General features: G+C 52.5%; 12 protein-coding genes and 3 pseudogenes. 3 read left to right on the forward strand and 12 right to left on the reverse strand.

Translation table 11 applies throughout. From position 1 onward, the window contains the following. Positions 1-238: 238 nt before the first annotated feature. The 4 genes and pseudogenes from FKN99_RS16220 to FKN99_RS16235 form a co-directional block, all read right to left on the reverse strand. Positions 239-445: pseudogene (locus tag FKN99_RS16220) on the reverse strand (IS1595 family transposase); the annotation flags it as partial. 260 nt (positions 446-705) lie between these two features. Then, positions 706-2,523, reverse strand: coding sequence for an aminopeptidase P family protein (locus tag FKN99_RS16225; protein ID WP_172118839.1), 1,818 nt, complete (start codon positions 2,521-2,523; stop codon positions 706-708). Positions 2,524-2,700: 177 nt separating this feature from the next. Further along, the gene (locus tag FKN99_RS16230) at positions 2,701-3,987 is read right to left on the reverse strand and encodes an alpha/beta fold hydrolase (protein WP_172118840.1); all 1,287 of its coding nucleotides are present in this window, start codon (positions 3,985-3,987) and stop codon (positions 2,701-2,703) included. A 155-nt stretch (positions 3,988-4,142) separates the two neighbouring features. Continuing rightward, positions 4,143-5,657 (reverse strand): peptide MFS transporter, encoded by a 1,515-nt coding sequence (locus tag FKN99_RS16235; protein ID WP_216658136.1) that lies wholly within the window; start codon positions 5,655-5,657, stop codon positions 4,143-4,145. Positions 5,658-6,005: 348 nt separating this feature from the next. On the opposite strand from FKN99_RS16235, the pseudogene FKN99_RS18185 reads away from it, so the two are divergent. Together FKN99_RS18185 and FKN99_RS16245 are read left to right on the forward strand one after the other, a co-directional pair. Then, a pseudogene (locus tag FKN99_RS18185) lies at positions 6,006-6,331 on the forward strand (DDE-type integrase/transposase/recombinase); the annotation flags it as partial. Positions 6,332-6,391: 60 nt separating this feature from the next. Beyond that, a pseudogene (locus tag FKN99_RS16245) lies at positions 6,392-6,885 on the forward strand (IS3 family transposase); the annotation flags it as partial. A gap of 90 nt (positions 6,886-6,975) precedes the next feature. Here FKN99_RS16245 and nhaC read toward each other — a convergent pair. From nhaC to FKN99_RS16280, 7 genes are all read right to left on the reverse strand, one after another. Beyond that, entirely contained in the window at positions 6,976-8,418 is a 1,443-nt protein-coding gene (gene nhaC, locus FKN99_RS16250; RefSeq protein ID WP_172118841.1) for a Na+/H+ antiporter NhaC, read from the reverse strand. A gap of 43 nt (positions 8,419-8,461) precedes the next feature. Further along, complete coding sequence (locus FKN99_RS16255; protein ID WP_172118842.1) at positions 8,462-9,769, reverse strand: NAD(P)/FAD-dependent oxidoreductase; 1,308 nt, start codon at positions 9,767-9,769, stop codon at positions 8,462-8,464. A gap of 367 nt (positions 9,770-10,136) precedes the next feature. Further along, positions 10,137-10,808 (reverse strand): GntR family transcriptional regulator, encoded by a 672-nt coding sequence (locus tag FKN99_RS16260; RefSeq protein ID WP_172118843.1) that lies wholly within the window; start codon positions 10,806-10,808, stop codon positions 10,137-10,139. A gap of 180 nt (positions 10,809-10,988) precedes the next feature. Next, positions 10,989-12,566: an aldehyde dehydrogenase (NADP(+)) gene (locus FKN99_RS16265; protein WP_172118844.1), complete on the reverse strand. Its 1,578-nt coding sequence runs from the start codon at positions 12,564-12,566 to the stop codon at positions 10,989-10,991. A gap of 50 nt (positions 12,567-12,616) precedes the next feature. Then, complete coding sequence (locus FKN99_RS16270; protein ID WP_172118845.1) at positions 12,617-13,627, reverse strand: Ldh family oxidoreductase; 1,011 nt, start codon at positions 13,625-13,627, stop codon at positions 12,617-12,619. A gap of 93 nt (positions 13,628-13,720) precedes the next feature. Next, the gene (locus FKN99_RS16275; RefSeq protein ID WP_022520342.1) at positions 13,721-14,668 is read right to left on the reverse strand and encodes a dihydrodipicolinate synthase family protein; all 948 of its coding nucleotides are present in this window, start codon (positions 14,666-14,668) and stop codon (positions 13,721-13,723) included. A 108-nt stretch (positions 14,669-14,776) separates the two neighbouring features. Further along, complete coding sequence (locus FKN99_RS16280; RefSeq protein ID WP_172118846.1) at positions 14,777-15,712, reverse strand: 4-hydroxyproline epimerase; 936 nt, start codon at positions 15,710-15,712, stop codon at positions 14,777-14,779. Between the two features lie 321 nt (positions 15,713-16,033). Between FKN99_RS16280 and FKN99_RS16285 the strand changes: the two genes are divergently transcribed. Next, a protein-coding gene (locus FKN99_RS16285; protein ID WP_085942797.1) for an IS3 family transposase occupies positions 16,034-17,121 on the forward strand; the annotation gives its coding sequence in 2 pieces (ribosomal slippage) (positions 16,034-16,289 and positions 16,289-17,121; 1,089 coding nt in all). A gap of 110 nt (positions 17,122-17,231) precedes the next feature. Here the strand turns inward: FKN99_RS16285 and FKN99_RS16290 are convergent. Further along, positions 17,232-17,375 carry a VOC family protein gene (locus tag FKN99_RS16290; RefSeq protein ID WP_216658137.1) on the reverse strand — a complete coding sequence of 48 codons (144 nt, stop codon included), beginning with the start codon at positions 17,373-17,375 and terminating at the stop codon, positions 17,232-17,234. Between the last annotated feature and the right edge of the window lie 624 nt (positions 17,376-17,999).

Genomic DNA, 17,999 nt, shown 5'->3' on the forward strand with positions numbered 1-17,999 from the left:
GAGAGGCGATACTATCAATCAAGAGTTTCTATACGAACTAGTCGGAACAGACGAAACATTTCGTAGCTTGATGAATCTCGCAGAGGGGCTGGCGTCACTTCTTCATCGTTCATCAGCAGTCAATGCCAACCCTCGGCTTATGAAGCGCTTCCTAAACACGGTTTATCTACGTGAGGCCCTTTCTGCGCCACAGGAACGGGTGTCGCTATCGGAATGCCGTGTTCTTGCTGATACCTCAGCGCTGTGCCGCCGCACGTACGGTCAGCCCCTCGATCAAAGCCTGGGTATACGCCTGCCAGCAAGAGACTCTCCGGAGGCGAGCCAGTGGAGTGGCCGTCAACACATTACAGGTACGACGACATTCTCGGCACCGATAGCGGCGCAGCCCTCGACTCCAGCCCCAAGGAGCCAGCTGCGCGGCAGACGTCTCACAGTGCGGCAGACCTACAGTGCGGGCAAGATATCGTGGAGAGCATCTTCCCGAGGTGGCGGATACAACTGATCTCGGAGCTGGCATTTCTGTCGAGCATTAAGGCGTGGGAGCTGACTCTACCAATGCTGAAAGGTGAGCGTGTTCATAGGCGCTACCTCGGAAGGCATGTATCTATCTCTCAAGGTAGCTCCTTAACACGCAACGGGGACACAGCCTACTTTTCCCTAAAGATCGGTGCCGCGTTTCCCAGCAAACTGCGATGAACCATAAGATTACCGCGTGTTGATGGCGACGGTTCTTTCCAGCAGCCAGTCCCTTGCCTTGCCATTCACACTGGATGACAACCGTTCCCACACCTCAGAATGATAGCGGTTGAGCCAGGAAATCTCGCTGTCATCCAGGAGATCAAGTGACAGGCAGCGGGTATCAATGGGGCATAGTGTCAGTGTCTCGAATTCGAGAAACGACTCTCCACTGTCGCTTTCATAGACATGAGTGGCGACGAGGTTTTCCAGTCTGGCCCCCCACTCTCCCGGACGATAATGCCCCGGTTCAATAGACGTGACCATGCCTGGCTGCATCGCGGTAGCGGGAGTCGGCAGGGTGTACCAGGCAATGGATTGTGGACCTTCATGAACATTCAGAAAGTACCCGACACCGTGACCGGTACCGTGTCCATAGTTACGCCCTTCGGCCCACAGAGGAGCCCGAGCCAGCGGATCTAGGAAGGGAGAAGGCAGCCCTCTTGGGAACTTTGCCCTCGTCAGGGCGATGACCCCTTTGAGGACCAGTGTTACGTCGCGGCGCTGTTCTGCTGTCGGCTGTCCGATGGCAATCATACGGGTGATATCCGTTGTGCCACCCTGGTAATGGGCACCAGAGTCAACCAACAGCAGTCCATTCCCTTCAATCAGGGCATGAGATGTTTCGGAAGGCTGGTAATGAGGCTGGGCACCATTGGCATTGAAGCCACACATCGTGCCAAAGCTACGGCTGACAAAATCATCATACGCCGAGCGTGCACTCACCAATGCCTGATCGACATCCCACTCAGTCACGGTCTTGCCGTGCTGGAGCTGCTCCTCCAGCCACGAGAATGCCTGGCAAAGCGCTACCCCATCCTGCTGCATGACAGCTCTGATGTGTCGAATATCCTGGCCACTCTTCTGCCCCTTGAGCAATGACGATGGCTGATACCCCTCTACCACGTGGATATTCTCGGGAACCGCCTGACGCGTTGCCAGCGACACCTTGTTTGGATCCATCAGTGCTCGCTTGCCGCTAGAAAGCGACATAACGCCTGACAGCCATTCGCCATAGTCCGTGACATGTATGCCATTCTGACGCAGGAAGTCATGTTGCTCCTCATCAACGCGATCCAGCCTGGTAAACAGGGTGGCCTGTTGCTGGTCGATCAACAGGTGGGATAGGAATAACGGATTGTAGGCAACATCGCTGCCACGCAGTTGGGTGATCCAGGCAATGTCATCCAGCGACGAGATGAGGTGGAAATCGGCCTGCTGTGCTGTCATTTCTCGACGAATAAAGGCTAGACGATCTGCTGGTGTCTCATCAAGGTAGCGACGCTCATGAGTATAGAGTCTTGAGCAGGGCAGTGCCGGTCTCGTGCACCAGACGTTATCCAGTAAGTCCTTCTCCGCGCGGATGCTGATGCCCTTGTCATCCAGCACCTCTTGAAGATGTCGTGCAATACTCCACGGGGTGACGTGAGGGTCAAGCCCTACTGTTTGCCCAGGGCTGAGGGATTCCGCCAGCCATGTCATCGCTGCGCCGAGGTTCCCCGGCGGTAGTTTCATCAGATTGATACCGCTTCCAGCGAGTTGTCGCTCGGCCTGATCCCAGTACCGAGAATCAACCCATAGACCCGCAGAATCCTGCGTGATCACTAGCGTGCCAACGGACCCGTCGAAACCCGAAAGCCACTCACGAGCATTCCAGTGATCCGGAAGATATTCCGAGCAATGCGGATCACTGGAAGGTATCCACCAGGCATCTATCTGGTGCTCATCCAACACCTGTCGAAATGCCGCCAGGCGAGAAGATGGGGTAGTGAGCGAAGCTTTCGTCATGGGGCTCCTCCTGTTAGGAATCCTCTGAAAAAGTCATTGAGAGCGTTAAGCATAAGGCACCCGGAGCGCAAAAACCGAAGCATAGGCAGGCTATATGAGGATTTTGAGCACCGAGTAACGCAGTGATTGGCCCTCGTAGCGTGTTATTAAGAGGGTCATTAGGGGTCTTGCCAGCCATCAGCGGTTCTGCAGCATTTTTCGTAGGCGCAAGAACACTCCGGGGTCATCGCGGAGCCCATCGTGTTCGTGTTCATTGGTAAGCCAGTACGTCAGGTTCGAGACATGCTCGGCTGTTTCAAGGGAGAGAGAGCTATCGACATACATATCGTCGAAATAGATCGCCGCGACAACGGGTACGGTATTGGTACTCAAGCGCGCGAGGTCATAATAGGGTCGCGCTGGGGAGCGCTGGGCAAGCTGTTGCGCTCCCTCCCGGAAGGCATGAAGCTCCTGGATTTCGTCAAACATCCATGGGTAGATCATTTCCCCCGTCAGAAACAGCGGACGTGCCGACTCGTCAAACTCCGGAAAATTCTCTCGTTGACGCTGAGCCGCCCAACGCGTCGTGCCACCGGGGTGGGCATAGATATTCTCGTGAAGAGCCGCAAACAGCGGGTTCTCATCCATGCCAGTCAACTGCATGAGTTCAACCAGAAAGTGCGGATTGAGTTCTGTCTGATACGTGTCATGAAACGCATCTTCAAGAAGCCAGTGCAATTGCTCACTACCTTTTTGCATGCCCAACATTAAGCCAATGCTCTGCAGACGTCGAACGGTCAACGGGTCGCCATTGGGGAGGGTCGGCGAATGCGCCTGGATATGATCCGCCAGCCTGTCGAGAATAGTGCCATCCCCCGGGTAGCGTCTCAGGTGAGCTGCCATCTTGCTGGCCACTCTGCGGTACGTGAGCCGGTATGTCTCATCGGCATCGGGTTGCAGCCCTGCCAAACCCCCAGTGATGTAACACCCGGCCAGACCCTCCGGTGCAGTGGACAGGTACGTCAGGGTAAGGAAGCCCCCGTAACTCTGACCAAGCGTCTCCCATTGACCCCCGCCGTAATGCGAACTACGAATGTGTTCAAGGTCCGCTACGACGGCATGTGCATCAAAACACGCGAGATAGTCAGCGGCCTGCTCAGGCGAGGAAAAGCGCTGCATCACTCGCGAATTGACTCGAGAGCTTCTGCCCGTACCGCGTTGATCGGGAAGAATGACCCGATAGTGCTTGATGGCTTCTTCCAGCCATCCCGGGCCATCACTACCCGGCCTGGGGCTGCGGCCACCAGGCCCCCCCTGTAGGTACACCAACAGAGGAAGCTCCTTGCCTTGGTTGGACACATGGCAGACTTCGCGAAAGAACACCTGAATATCCCCCCGCTCAGGTTCGGACCAACACAACGGAACGTCGATAGCATGATCGGCAATGTGCATGTTTCCCAGGAGGGTACTAGAGAGAAGAGGCATGAAAGCACTCCCGGTCGTCGGAAAGAGGTCGTCGGGAAAAGGCAATCATGAAAGGGCAACAGAGTGGCAGATTTTGACACGAGCTGCGGTAATTTCATGAATGCAGAACCACCCCCCGCCGGATGGGTGTTCCCCATCCGGCGGGGGTGGCGGTATCAGTGCGCGCCCTGAGCAGCACGTTTGATGAACGGGAAGCAAAGCAGCAGCAGAAGAGCGGTAACGCCACCCAGCCCCGCCATGCCGATGAAGTACGCCACCTCGGTCTCTTCGGTATAAAAGGTGCCAAGTTTTCCGCCAGCAGCATATCCCAGCGCCATCGACATGAAGAACAGTGCCAGCATCTGTGTCTGAAACGCCGTTGGTGCCAGCTTGGTCGCGACCGAAAGCCCGATAGGCGACAGGAAAAGCTCTGATATCGAGAAACCGAACAGCAGGACCCCCAGCATAAACAGCGGCATGGTCGAGGCACCGCTGCCGAGGTAAGGCAGATAGCCTAGGAACGTCAGCGCAATGATCACCATCGCGATGATGAACTTCATGGTGGAGCTGGGTTGTCGCTTACCCAACGTCGTCCACATCCAGGCAAAGAGCCCCGAGAGTATGATGATCATCAACGCCTGTATGGATACCAGCCAACCAACGGGAATTTCGAAGCCCCCCAGTTGACGGTCGACGCGCTGATCAAAGAAAGCAGTGATCACCGTGTAGGACTGGCTATACATGGCCCAGTAGGCAGCACTGGTCAAGAACAACGGGATGAAGGCATAAACCCGGAACCGCTCACTGGGCGACACCCTCGTAGAGCGCAGGATAATAAAAAAATAGGCCACGGACACGATGGAGATGATGGTCAGAAAAACGTCCGAGAGGTTATCTGCACGAATCCAGCCAACCGCAAGTGCAACAGCCACGACAACCAGTGCCACTGCACCACCCAGCAGGTATTTCCGCCCTTCTCCGGCAGGCAACGGCGTAGGGGCCACTTTCTGGCTATCAGGAAGTTGCGAGCGTCCCCTCGTGTATTGAAACAGGCCGAAGGCCATGCCGATCGCCGCTATACCAAACCCGTAGTGGAAACCGGCCTGCTGCTGCAAGAGCCCCGTCAACAGTGGCCCCGTCAGCGCACCAATATTGACACCCAGATAGAAGATCGAAAAACCGGCATCACGGCGCGGGCTGTCCATATCGTAGAGTGAGCCTACGAGTGACGAGCATGTTGATTTGACGCCACCACTACCGATGGCGACCATCACCAGTCCTGCTGCGACCCCATAAACGCCAGGCAGAATGGCCAGAGCGATGTGCCCCAACATCACGATAATGCCGGAGTAGAACAGGGTACGTTCCGGCCCGAACAAACGGTCAGCAAACCAGCCGCCCAAGATGGCGGCGAGATAGACACCGCTGCCATAGGCCCCGACGATGCCGATCGCCACCGACTGGCTGATACCAAGCCCACCTTGTGTCGTCGTGTGGTAAAGATAGACAAGCAGGATCGCCTGCATGCCGTAGAAGGAAAAGCGCTCCCAGACCTCCATGCCGAATAGCGTTGCCAGAGCTCTGGGGTGGCCAAGAAAGAGGCGTTCCTTACTGCCGTGTGCGGCAGACTCCTGAGCATTGATCATTTGTTCATTCCCATCCTTTTGATTTCTTGTTTGGTCGACATCCATTCACAACGGCAATCATGACAATAAATTATATTGTATAAAATATACTCTATCACGTTAACAAACACTGTCCACTACGACTTTAGTCATGAGTTCTGACGTGAATCGTGTCGGTATCCAGCGTATGTGAGCTGTACTCGGTGTGGCACGCTGCGGCTACTACGCCTGGTGACAGCGTGGTGCTGAACCGACCCCACGGCGCTGTCAGCATGCCAGCACTGACAAGCGTGTGGCTCTGGCTTTTCAACAGAATAAGGGGCGCTCAGGCGCCCCCAGGCTAACCTATGACCCGAACGATGCTGGCGTCGCCATCTGCCGCAATACCGTGGTGCCAGCCTCCGGCAGCAGAATATGCGGGCCAAAGCAGCCCGTAAGTACAAGGCCACGACGAACTCACGACATGGCTTGCCCGTGGCGCCCAACCTACTGAAACAGGACTTTTCCGCCGCGATGCGCCGAACCAAAAATGGGTCGGTGACATCACCTACTTAGCGATCAGTGAAGGCTGGCTCTACCTGGCCGTGCTGCTCGACTTGTATTCACGCAAGGTCATCGGTTGGGCGATGAGCGAACGTATGACCGCTGACCTGGTCGGTGATGCCCTGCAGATGCCCCTGTGGGGCCGCAAGATGCCCAAGGGGGTGATAGTCCACTCCGATAGTAAGACTACAAGGTGCCAGGTGTTCCTGGGTTGATCCGGCACTTATAGTGATTGACCTATCCTGAAGGCCTGGTGCCGTGCTTGGGTGACGGACATCACGTACATCCGCACTTACGAAGGCTGGCTTTACCTATCGGTAGTTATCGACCTGTTTTCCCGTCAAGTGATTGGCTGGTCGATGAAGTCTCGCATGACTACGGAGTTGGCACTGGATGCTTTGTTATCAGCAGTCTGGCGACGCAAGCCACAAGGAACGGTGATGGTGCATTCGGATAAGGGAGCCAGTTTAGCAGTGGAGACTGGCAAAGTTTTCTGAAAGCGAATCGCTTGGTAGGCAGTATGAGCCGACGTGGTAACTGTCATGACAACGCCGTTGCTGAAAGCTTCTTTCAACTTCTCAAGCGGGAGCGAATCAAGCGACAGATTTATTCAACACGCGAAGCGGCTAGACGTGACGTGTTCAATTACATTGAAATGTTTTACAACCCAAAGCGCCGACACGGCACAAGTGATAACTTGTCACCGGTTGATTATGAAAGGCGTTACTTTAAGAGCCTAACGGGTGTCTAAAATATCCGGGGCGATTCATATTTATTAATGTGCTGAAAGCTCTGGTTAAAAAAAACCAGAGCTAATTTTAATTAGTTGGGTGTTGAGTTGTTATTGTGATGCGATTGCGTTTTGGTGGCTGTCCGCTATATTTTCTTCATTAGTTGGTGAGGTTCTCCAAATAGCAATATTGGCGTAGCCGTAGAAGATGGCGATTATCAATACAAGCATATGATACCAAAGGAATGGCAGGTAGCTCAGTGTCGAAACGCCAAGGGTTGCGGCCATAAATACACCACCGTCTGTCCATGGCACCATAGGGGTAGTAATAGTACCGCCCGCTTCTGCGTTACGAGAGAGAACACGACGATCGATCCCCTGTTTGTCGTAGTTCTTCTCAGTTATCGTGCTGGCGGTAATGAGAGAGACATAGGCTGCGCCACCGAAGAAGTTACCGAAGAAGCCGCCCAATATGGTTGAAAGGGTAAGTCGACCTGGATTGTTGGCCCAGCTGAGAAACCCCTGGCTGATAGCCTGTAGAATGCCGACCCGTTCCATTAAACCGCCTAAACCAAGCGCGAAAAGGATGAGGGCAACGACACCCAACATAGACTCTATTCCGCCACGGTTGAGAAGAGTGTTGAGAAACGCTTCATCAGACTGCATTGCATTGCCGGAATAGGCGGTTTGGATCGCATCAACGGGACTCATGTCCTGCACTAGCCAAGCACAAATGCTGCCGAGGAGCGCACCTAATGTGATGACAGGGATGGCTGGCAAGCGACGAGTCAATAGGATAATAACAACGGCCGCTGGAAGCAGCAGCCAAGGCGTTATTGTGAAGTGGCTTTCCAGAGCCTGCATGGCCGCTGCTGCTTGAGATGTGTCTGCTGTGTCGCTGATATAGAAAAAACCAACGGTGATGAACAGTATCGACGCGATGATAACCGCAGGCCCGCTAACCCACATCATCGAGCGAATATGGTCTATAAGGTTCACCTTACATAGTGACGCAGTCATCACTGTTGTATCGGAAAGCGGTGACATTTTATCACCTACGTACGCGCCTGATATCACGGCGCCAGCAACCAGTGGTAGCGGGATACCAAAGCTGTGACCGATACCCATCATCGCTACCCCAGCCGTTCCCACTGTACCAAAGGAAGTACCGGTAGCTAGAGACGTTAAGGAGCAAATAATAAAAGCTGCGAAAAGGAAAATCTGTGGGTTCATCACTGACAGGCCGTAATAAATAATGCTCGGTACGATACCGCCTGCAATCCAGGTGCCAATCAGTGCCCCCACGGTAGTGAGCACCAAAACGGCCTCCATGCCATTATGAATACCTTTAATAAGCCCTTCCTGCATGTTTTCGTAGGAAAGCTTAAGTTTTAAACCCAGCCCCATAATCAAAAACCAAGAGGCGAACAAGGCAAGTTGTATAGGGAGTTCAAGTAAGCTGATACTGACAAACATGATGGCTATAAAGCCGAACATGATGGCAAAAACCTCTATCATGTTAGGGAGTCTTACGAGACCTTTTGGGGAAGACATAATAGCTCCTATGACGTTGTTCTTAGGGTTGGGGTGTCGCGTGCTAGGAAAATCGGCTTAGCCGATAGGGAGATAAATCAATGGGCAGTTGGCAGGGCAATTGAGTTTGTTGGTTTCCTTGCTTGGCCAGCTGGCTAATAATTTCGGCGGTAATAGCGGCTTGAGTGAGACCAAGGTGATGGTGCCCGAAAGCTAGTAGGACTCTTCCACTTTTAACGCTATCGATAATAGGGAGTGAGTCAGGTAGCGAGGGACGAAAGCCCATCCAGGTTTTGGCTTCGGTAGTATCCAAGTCGTTTTTGAAGAGCCCTTGGCTGAGTTTGTGCAGTTGCCAAGCGCGTTGCATATTGGCTGGTCGATGGAGTCCTGCAAATTCGACAGTGCCTGCCAATCGTAATCCCTCATCCATGGGCGTCATGATGAAACGACGCTCCAACGAGGTAACTGCCATAGGCAGTCGATGCCGTTCATGGGGCAGCATCAGGTGATAGCCCCTCTCCGTATCAAGAGGAACTTTAGTGCCCGTTAGCGTGGCAGTGAGATGGGCAGAATGAGCTCCACATGAAATAGCAACTTTGCCGGCCGTGAAGGAGGACGAACTCGCGGTCTTCAGTATCACACCGTGGCCATTGTCTTGGCCTGATATGACGTTTTCTTGTCTAAACTGCACTCCATTGGCTTTAGCAGCTGATACGAGTGAGTCGACGATCTTTGAGGGATTAATCGTATGTGCGGTGTCAGGGAAGAATAGCCCGCCTTTAATGCTGCCTGACAATTGAGGAGCGATGTCTCTAATTGCACTGCCTTGCCAGTATTCCACGGCTACTTGCTGGTCGGCCATCCTTGTGTGAAGTGCTGCTAACTCTTCGGCAGCGCTATCTTTTTCATAAACCAAGAGAGACCCGTCCTCTTTTAGCAGATACCTGCTATCTATGGTGTCAAGCAATCGGCGCCAGGCATCCAGGCTATTCTCATTGAGGGCACGGATGCCTGCTACGCTGGCTTGATAAGGAGCCTTGCGTAGATTCCAAAGTAGCCGAGTGAACCAGGGTAGGGCCTTGGGAACATAGCGCCAATCCAAGCGTAGCGGCCCCATTGGATCCAGTAGCATTTTGGGTAATCGCTTCACAATGGCTGCATCGGCAATAGGAAAAACCTGCTCCGTTGCCATATGGCCCGCGTTGCCAAATGAGGCACCCATACCCGGATGCTGGAAGCTGTCCAGCACCAAAACACGCAAGCCTTGTTGGCTCAAGGACAGGGCGCAAGCGCTACCTACGACTCCCGCCCCGATAACGATGACATCGGCATCCTCGTTAGAGCCGCTACTCTTCGTGCTTCGTGGATTCATGAAGCTTCCTTAATTCTATTTTTTGTAGATTGTATAAAATATATCTCAGGTTCGTGAATTGGATCAATACCGTCAACGACAAATATTGGTAAGAAATGGCAGGAGAGGAGCATCGTGCGATGGCAAGGGGGCAAGCAGCGAGCGGTAAAAATGGAACTATCTAGTAGTTCAATGGTGCTTGTGGGGTGGAAACGATAGGAGAGGGCTTGATCCGCCAAAGCTATTCGAATAGCCGGAAGGCGCTAGTGTTAGCTAGCCGAAGTATATGAAGAGGGGAAGTGGTGCTAGAAGTAGTATTTATGACTTAAGCAGAAGAGGGAGAGGCAGCTAATGGCTGGGGTAAGATAGTTAAAGTGGCACTCATACTTCAAAGTGCCTCTGCTTGGTTGGAACGCTCTCCAAGTACTGCGATAATACTTCCACAGGCGTCTTCAATGTGGGTTTTAAGCAGCTGGCAGGCATTGTCGGTGTCGCGTTGGCGCGCTAGCTCCAGCAACTCATGGTGTTCCTTTTCAGCTTTTGCGATCTCTTGGGAGTAGACGAGCTGCATGCGGATATAGCGATCCGATTTAGTATTTAACTGATGAATGATAGCGAGCGTTTCTGGAAGCTCGGCCGGCGCATAAAGTGCCAAATGGAAGGCATAGTTGTACTCACTCCAATTGTCGACTTCGCCACCGCGATTTAGAGCGTCGTCATATTTGCGCAGTATATCCTCGGCTTTATCGAGGTCTGCTTCAGTGAGGTTATCAATGGCATGTTTAAGTACATAGGTCTCAAGCAGAATCCGTAGCTCGAAAAGTTCTCTAATTTTGCTAACGGAAAGCTCGGTGGTAAAAGCGCCACGGTGAGCATGAAACTCTACTAGCCCTTCTGACTCGAGGGTTAGCAAGGCTTCTCTAACAGGGATACGGCTGACATCATAGTCGCTGGCTAGGGCGTCCTGACGAAGTTGAGTACCGCCCTTGAACTCACCGCCAAGAATACGTTTGCGTAAGTCGTCGGCGACGAAGTGCGCTCGTGTTTTGAATGTCGCCATGGTTCACGTCCATCCTGAAAGTTAATTTGCACATTTTATACAAACCTATATAGATGTCCATGGCTGGTAGTTGAATGATTGATGGTTGAATGGTCGGTAGTTGAACCGTTGATCAGCTTGCATGGCTCAATGAATGATGCGCCGCTCTCCTCAGAGGAGAGCGGCTCAAGCTCCTATTGATCAGCCTTCACGTTCCCCATTAACTAGGCGTTTAAGTGACAGTGGGTTGCTATGCTGCAATGCCTTTGGCAAAAGTGCATCCGGTAGATCTTGATAACAAATAGGACGTAAAAAGCGAAAAATAGCTGCGGTACCTACAGACGTGGTGCGTGAGTCTGACGTTGCTGGGAAAGGGCCACCATGGACCATTGCATCGCAAACTTCGACGCCTGTTGGCCAGCCATTGACGAGTAGCCGACCCGCTTTACGTTCCAAAATTGGCAGCAGGTTGCGAGCAACTTCCTGATCGGCATCCGCCAGTTGAAGGGTGGCGGTCAACTGGCCTTCAAGCGCCTCCGCAACGCGCTGAACTTCATTCTGGTCTTGGCATTCCACTACCAGCGACAACGCGCCAAAAACTTCTTCCTGCAGTGTTTGCTCAGCCAGAAAGTGAGCATCAGAAGTCACAAAAAGAGCTGTTTGGCATTGATTTTGGCCAGTTCCTTTTTGACCGCGAGCAACTTCGTGGACCTTACCTGTCGAGGTAAGGGCTTGCACACCGTGGGTATAGGCTTGGTGAATGCCAGGCGTAAGCATGGTTTGAGCGCTGCTGCTCTCGACCGCTTGGCGTGCCGCTGCAATGAACGCATCTAGCCCCTTGGACTTTACGGCAATGACTAACCCAGGATTAGTACAAAACTGGCCAGCTCCCATATTCAACGAGCTTATGAATTCTGCCCCCATGCTGGCACCACGTGACTCCAGCGCCGCTGGTAGAGGGAATACTGGATTGATGGAGCTCATTTCAGCATAGAAAGGGATTGGCTCAGGGCGCGACTGTGCCGTTTTCCATAGTGCCAAGCCGCCACTGCGGGAGCCAGTAAACCCTGCCGCTTTGATGTAAGGGTGCGCAACCAATGCCTGCCCAACCTCACGGCCAGAGCCGAAAATTAGCGAAAATACGCCTTCAGGAAGATCACACCGCTTGACGGCAGTTTGAATCGCACGCCCTACTAATTCGCTGGTTCCTGGATGTGCGGAGTGGGCCTTGACGACCACGGGACATCCCGCCGCTAACGCTGATGCGGTATCGCCGCCGGCGACGGAGAAAGCCAGTGGGAAATTGCTTGCACCAAAAACAGCGACTGGGCCAAGCGCGATATGGCGTTGACGCAAATCAGCGCGCGGCATGGGCTGACGATTAGGCATGGCCGGATCAATTCGAACATCTAGCCATTCACCATTGCGTAGGGTTTTTGCAAATAACCGTAGTTGGTTACAAGTTCGTCCTTGCTCCCCTTGAATCCTGGCTTGGGGAAGGCCAGATTCGGCCACTGCTCGGTTAATCAGTGTTTCTCCGAGCGCTTCTATCTCATCTGCAATGGTCTCGAGAAACTGTGCCCGTGCTTCCAGCTGCGTTTCGCGGTAGCTGTCAAATGAATGCCACGCTAACTCGCAGGCCCTTTCTACCTCTGTCTGAGAGCCGCCTAAATAAGCGGGTTCAAGACGTTCATTATTCGCTGGATTGATTGCGTAAATGGCGTCACGAGAGCCTTGTACTGCTTGTTGGCCAATCAGCATTTTGCCTTGCAATGTCATGTTCGTCTCCGTCGTTAGAATAACGCTAATGTTAGGTAAGAAAGGAGCCGTCATAATCGCGCTAGGCGTGACAACTCCTGATATAGAGACTCTGGAATTGAAATACCTTCTTTTTGAGTGCGTTGCCGTGCCGTATATCGTCGTTGCGAAGGTAAGCGAGCGCCCTGGGCTATGATCGACGAGAATAGATCTTCAGCCCGGGCCATATAATCCTCGAGCGTACTCCCCAGAAAGCGCTCAGGGTCCATAGCGAGTATGAGTTCGCCGTGATAGGGGGAAGCTCCGGCTCCATCGTCATATGCTAGTGATTCAGCGCTGGTTAAGTCACCGATGAGTGGGCCAGCAATAAGCTCAATCATAATAGATAAGGCAGAGCCTTTATGGCCGCCAAAGGTAAGTAGCGCGCCGTCTAATACGTCAGCAGCGTTTTGGCTATGCTGCCCTAAACGGTCGATACCCCAACCCTCGGGAATGGGCTTATTTTCGCGGTGATGGAGCTCGATATCACCGCGAGCAATTGCACTGGTAGCAAAGTCGAAGATAAATGGTGGTTGACCATTGGGACGCGGCCAGCCAAAGGCCAACGGATTTGTACCCAGTAATGGTCGATTGCCCCCAGCGGGTGCCACCCAGGCGTGGCTGGGATTACAGGCCAGCGCTACCAGCCCCTGGTCTGTGATAGCTTCAATCTCAACCCATAAGGCTGAAAAATGTACGCAGTGATTAATGGCAAGCGCAGCAATTCCTTGCTCACGCGCTTTTGCCGTTAAAATGGGTAAGCCAGCCTCGAAGGCAAGTTGCGAAAAGCCTCCTTTGGCATCAACCCGTACGATGCCTGGGGCGTGGTCGTACACTTCTGGCTGAGCATTGGCGACCACTTTCCCTGCCGCTAGCGTTTTAACGCAGTTGAGTAAGCGGTAAAGGCCATGTGAATGGCACTCGTCGCGTTGCCCCGCTATCACTGCTTGAGATAGGGCGTGTGTCTGTTCTTGATTGAAGCCCTGGGCGTTGAGCACTGCTTTTGCCAGTACCTCGGCTTCCTCCAGACTCATACGGTGCATGAGTAACTCCTACCAAAGAGAGTTCGCTCCAGCACATTAGCTGTGCTGGAGCAGTCGGCTGCTAAGCGGTAAAAAATTGTGTACCACTGAGCCTTAGATGTTCTCTAAGGAAGCAGACCAATTGGCATACCAGGTACGGAACAAGGCGTATTGAGATTCCACATAGTGGCGCTGGGCATCGCTCAGAGTGTCAGTTTCATTGAAGTGGAGGGAGTACTCGGAGTCCCCGTTGAGTACCATTAAATGTTTGTAATAGAGAACTAAGTCGCCGCCCTCATCGAGGGATGAGAGAACTCCCAGCGCTTCCTCAAGCTCTTTGGCCAAACGGCGTGCTTCGACATTGCCTTGTGCGGCTTTTTTACTAAGAGCGACGAGCTGGAGCACTTCGCGGGGGAGAGCATTGCCAATGCCAGTGATGGCACCGGTGGCGCCACAGTTGACGAAACCATGGTAGACAGTCGTGTCTACACCTACCATCAACGTAACATCTTCATCCTGGGAGGTAATGTTTTCTGCAGCGTAGCGTAGGTCATTGGCACCGCCAAACTCTTTGAAGCCGATTAGGTTTGGGTAACGATGACGCAGCTCAAAGAAAAGGTCTGCACGCGTCGCGAAGCCGTAGTGTGGGCTATTATAAATGACGGCGGGCAGCTTAGGTGCAGCATCTAAGATAGCTGAGAAATGAGCTTTCTGTGCTGCTACTGATGTGCCTCGTGAGAGCACGCGTGGAATAACCATCAGACCATGGGCTCCTACTTTGGCAGCGTGAGCTGCATGGGAAACGGCCTCTTTGGTATTGACTGCGCCAGTGCCCACGATGGTCGGTATGCCTGCTTGAACTAAACGGGCAACCCCTTCTTGGCGCTGTGCTTCGCTTAGCAGTGGCCAATCGCCCATAGAGCCGCAGTACACGACGCCACTCATACCGATATCTATTAACTCACGACCTTTAGCAACCAGAGCATCGAAGTCCGGTTGACGGTCCGCATTACAGGGGGTCATTAACGCAGGGATGCAGCCTGTAAAAATGTTATCGCTCATTGCTTTTCCTTTCGGTTGGTGTTGCCAGTACTCACTCAGCACCGAGTCGATAGTGGAGTAATCGGTGCTGCTTGGTTAATGAAGAATCAGGGCTAATGAGTCGTGTGCTTACACGTCAGAAATGCCCCATGCAAACGGATCCTGTTCATCAATAAGTAGGGTGGCATCTGCACTTAGATAGGCTCGCCCCTTGATATAGGGGCGGATGCCATTGCCCTCCCATTCATAGTGTCCTTCGAACTGGCTCCCACAAATACTGGCTTGTACCCAGGTCTCTCCTGGCGATAATTTTCCATCTGCCGCTAGGCAAGCCAGTTTGGCACTGGTGCCGGTACCACAAGGGGAGCGGTCATATGCTTTGCCGGGGCAAAGCACAAAGTTACGGCTATCGGCTGCCTCGTCCTCTGTGAAGAGTTCAATATGATCGATTAGCCCGCCGTCCTCACCAGTAATCGAGGCCGCTTCGAGTGACTGGCGTACGGCCCAGGTGAATTCGGTTAGCTTTTCGGTGTTATCAAGCGCTAGCGATTGGCCATGCTGACTGATAAGGAAGAACCAGTTGCCTCCCCAAGCGATATCCCCATGCAGAAGCCCATATCCAGGCACTTCAACAGGGACTTGTTGGCGATAGCGATAAGAAAGGACATTTCGGACAGTAACGGCACCGTCGTTGTGAAGGGTTGCACTAATTGGGCCAACAGGAGTGTCTATCTTATGAGTGCCGGGCTCTATAAGGCCTTGATAGTGCAGGGATGCGATGAGACCGATAGTGCCATGGCCGCACATGCCCAGATACCCCGAGTTGTTAAAAAAGATGACACCGCAAGTTGCATCTGGTGCCTCAGGAGCACAATAAAGCGCTCCCACCAACACATCATGCCCACGTGGCTCCAACATGCAGGCGCGCCGCCATTGATCATGCGAAGTACGAAGCGCTTCACATTTTTCTGCCATGGTTTCACCAGGCAGAGTTGGAAATCCCTTCATTACCAGCCGTGTGGGTTCACCTGCTGTATGAGAGTCGATGATATGCACTCGTTTCATGAAACACCTGTGATTTTTTTGTCCTGATGATCAACGCTGGCGCTACGGTGGATGTCAGCATCAATTTATTTTTTATATTTTATACAATCTTAAAAATGATTTGTGAAGCCATATTTCGCATCAGGCTTACGTTCTCTATGCATGAGTTACTGATCTGAGCATTAGGAAGAGCTTGCTATTACAAAGATTTATAGCAACTGGAGTAGAGTTGTCAGTTGATAGAGGGTTAGACTAAGGTCTTATAATTGTGGGGTAATCTCCCCGAAAAATAATCGCGGTGATAAGTGGAATTTTGTACTCTGAACAGACAGGAGATTCCACATGCGAAAATCACGTTTTACCGACAGCCAGATCATGGCGATTCTGAAGCAAGCCGAATCTGGCGTGCCGGTTCCTGAACTTTGCCGCGAGCACGGTATGAGCAGTGCCACGTTTTATAAATGGCGTTCGAAGTATGGCGGTATGGACGCGTCCATGATGAAGCGCCTCAAGGACCTGGAAGACGAAAACCGTCGGCTCAAGAAGATGTACGCCGAAGAGCGCTTGAAATCCGAGCTTCGCCAGGAGGCCCTTGAGGGAAAGTGGTAAAGCCATCTCAACGCCGAGAGATGGCAAAAAATGCAGTTGATGCCGATCGCTGCAGTGTACGGCTGGCCTGTGTGGCCTTTGGTATCAGTGAGACCTGTTATCGCTACCGGGCAAAGCTGAGCCATGAGAACGCGGTGATTGCCGACTGGCTGGTGCGTTTAACCCATAACCAGCGTAACTGGGGGTTTGGGCTGTGTTACCTGTATCTGCGCAACGTGAAGGGCTTCGGCTGGAACCATAAGCGCATCTACCGGATTTACCGGGAGCTGGAGCTTAACCTGCGGATCAAGCCCAAGAAGCGACTGGTGCGGAAAAAGCCGGAACCCTTGTCGGTACCGCAGGTTCTGAACGGCTGTTGGTCTATGGACTTCATGCACGACCAGTTGGCAGACGGCCGAACGTATCGATTGTTCAACGTGCTCGATGACTACAACCGGGAAGGTCTGATCATCGATGCAGACTTCTCGCTGCCGGCAGAGCGCGTAATACGCTCTCTCACGCAGTTGATCGAATGGCGCGGCAAGCCAAAAGCCATTCGCTGTGACAACGGCCCGGAATACATCAGCGGTAAGCTCGTTACCTGGGCAAGGCAGGAAGGCATTGAACTTCGATATATCCAGCCGGGGAATCCGCAGCAGAATGCTTATGTTGAACGCTACAACCGAACAGTCCGTTATGATTGGTTGAGCCATTATCTTTTCGACTCGATCGCTGAAGTACAGGATTTTGCCACACGCTGGCTCTGGACGTACAACCACGAGCGACCGAACATGGCATTGGGTGGGATAACACCGAAACAGAAGGTGGCCATGGCGGCCTAACCAACTCTACTTATCGCTCCGGTTATAAATGGGAGGATTACCCAACGATTTGGCACGCTCTGCCGCCATGCGGTCGGTATAGCCGGTCGCGCTGTAAATCAGTAGTTTTTTCATCGGACATGCTGCCAGTTCTTGTAGACGAACTCGAGACTGTAGCCATCTGTATCCAGAACGTTGGCGGCGTAGTAATTGGGATCGTAGTGCAGCCGTGCCCCAGGCGCACCATTGTCGATGGCGCCGTTCTCAATGGCCATGCACGTCCGTTAAGGGCGTTGAAGGACAAAACGCCTGTTGGTTTATTTTTGAACGCTGGCAGTATGCTCCCGAGCAATTTTATGAAGACCCTGCCCACTACTTCCCGGGGCCATATACCTAGGTAAGATCGGCTAGCCAGCCTCTATGCCCGGCATGGGGTTGTGCTGGCCGGGTGAGGATCCCCTCATGATGTTAAGCGCCGCTTAGAGATAATGCCATATGCTGATGACCGCCTAGGTCGATGTCACCACTGGTTGACACTGCTAACTAGCTATCGAGACGACACTGCTAAGACTGTTAGTAAGTACTTATTCAAAATTAATCGCGATCTTAGTTCCGTAGCCACCGAGCTGATAGTGTACGTCATCTGACTCAAATGTTGTTCACTGAGCCTGCCATGTTTGTAACTTCATGCTAAAAGCTAGTCTTGAGAAATATGAGAGGCCTTGAAGCACCAAAACATAGTATTCTCTAAGCGGTCGCCCCACGATTAGAGCTACACTTACATCCTTCACCTCAAAATGAATTGGATATTAAAATAATTTATTTAATCAATAAGCATCATTCTAATCAAATTAACATTAACTTAAAAAAAGGCTTACTTCATGGTCCCATCATTAAAG

Origin of the sequence: Halomonas hibernica (assembly GCF_013183775.1) — a bacterium.
Taxonomy (GTDB): Bacteria; Pseudomonadota; Gammaproteobacteria; order Pseudomonadales; family Halomonadaceae; genus Vreelandella; species Vreelandella citrativorans.

What these genes read in the sequence shown, in the direction of transcription:
- FKN99_RS16270 (WP_172118845.1), bottom strand. Translation starts at nt 13,627, where the DNA reads ATGCACCGTATGAGTCTGGAGGAAGCCGAGGTACTGGCAAAAGCAGTG.
- nhaC (WP_172118841.1), bottom strand. Translation starts at nt 8,418, where the DNA reads ATGTCTTCCCCAAAAGGTCTCGTAAGACTCCCTAACATGATAGAGGTT.
- FKN99_RS16275 (WP_022520342.1), bottom strand. Translation starts at nt 14,668, where the DNA reads ATGAGCGATAACATTTTTACAGGCTGCATCCCTGCGTTAATGACCCCC.
- FKN99_RS16230 (WP_172118840.1), bottom strand. Translation starts at nt 3,987, where the DNA reads ATGCCTCTTCTCTCTAGTACCCTCCTGGGAAACATGCACATTGCCGAT.
- FKN99_RS16255 (WP_172118842.1), bottom strand. Translation starts at nt 9,769, where the DNA reads ATGAATCCACGAAGCACGAAGAGTAGCGGCTCTAACGAGGATGCCGAT.
- FKN99_RS16260 (WP_172118843.1), bottom strand. Translation starts at nt 10,808, where the DNA reads ATGGCGACATTCAAAACACGAGCGCACTTCGTCGCCGACGACTTACGC.
- FKN99_RS16290 (WP_216658137.1), bottom strand. Translation starts at nt 17,375, where the DNA reads ATGGCCATTGAGAACGGCGCCATCGACAATGGTGCGCCTGGGGCACGG.
- FKN99_RS16280 (WP_172118846.1), bottom strand. Translation starts at nt 15,712, where the DNA reads ATGAAACGAGTGCATATCATCGACTCTCATACAGCAGGTGAACCCACA.
- FKN99_RS16235 (WP_216658136.1), bottom strand. Translation starts at nt 5,657, where the DNA reads ATGGATGTCGACCAAACAAGAAATCAAAAGGATGGGAATGAACAAATG.
- FKN99_RS16265 (WP_172118844.1), bottom strand. Translation starts at nt 12,566, where the DNA reads ATGACATTGCAAGGCAAAATGCTGATTGGCCAACAAGCAGTACAAGGC.
- FKN99_RS16225 (WP_172118839.1), bottom strand. Translation starts at nt 2,523, where the DNA reads ATGACGAAAGCTTCGCTCACTACCCCATCTTCTCGCCTGGCGGCATTT.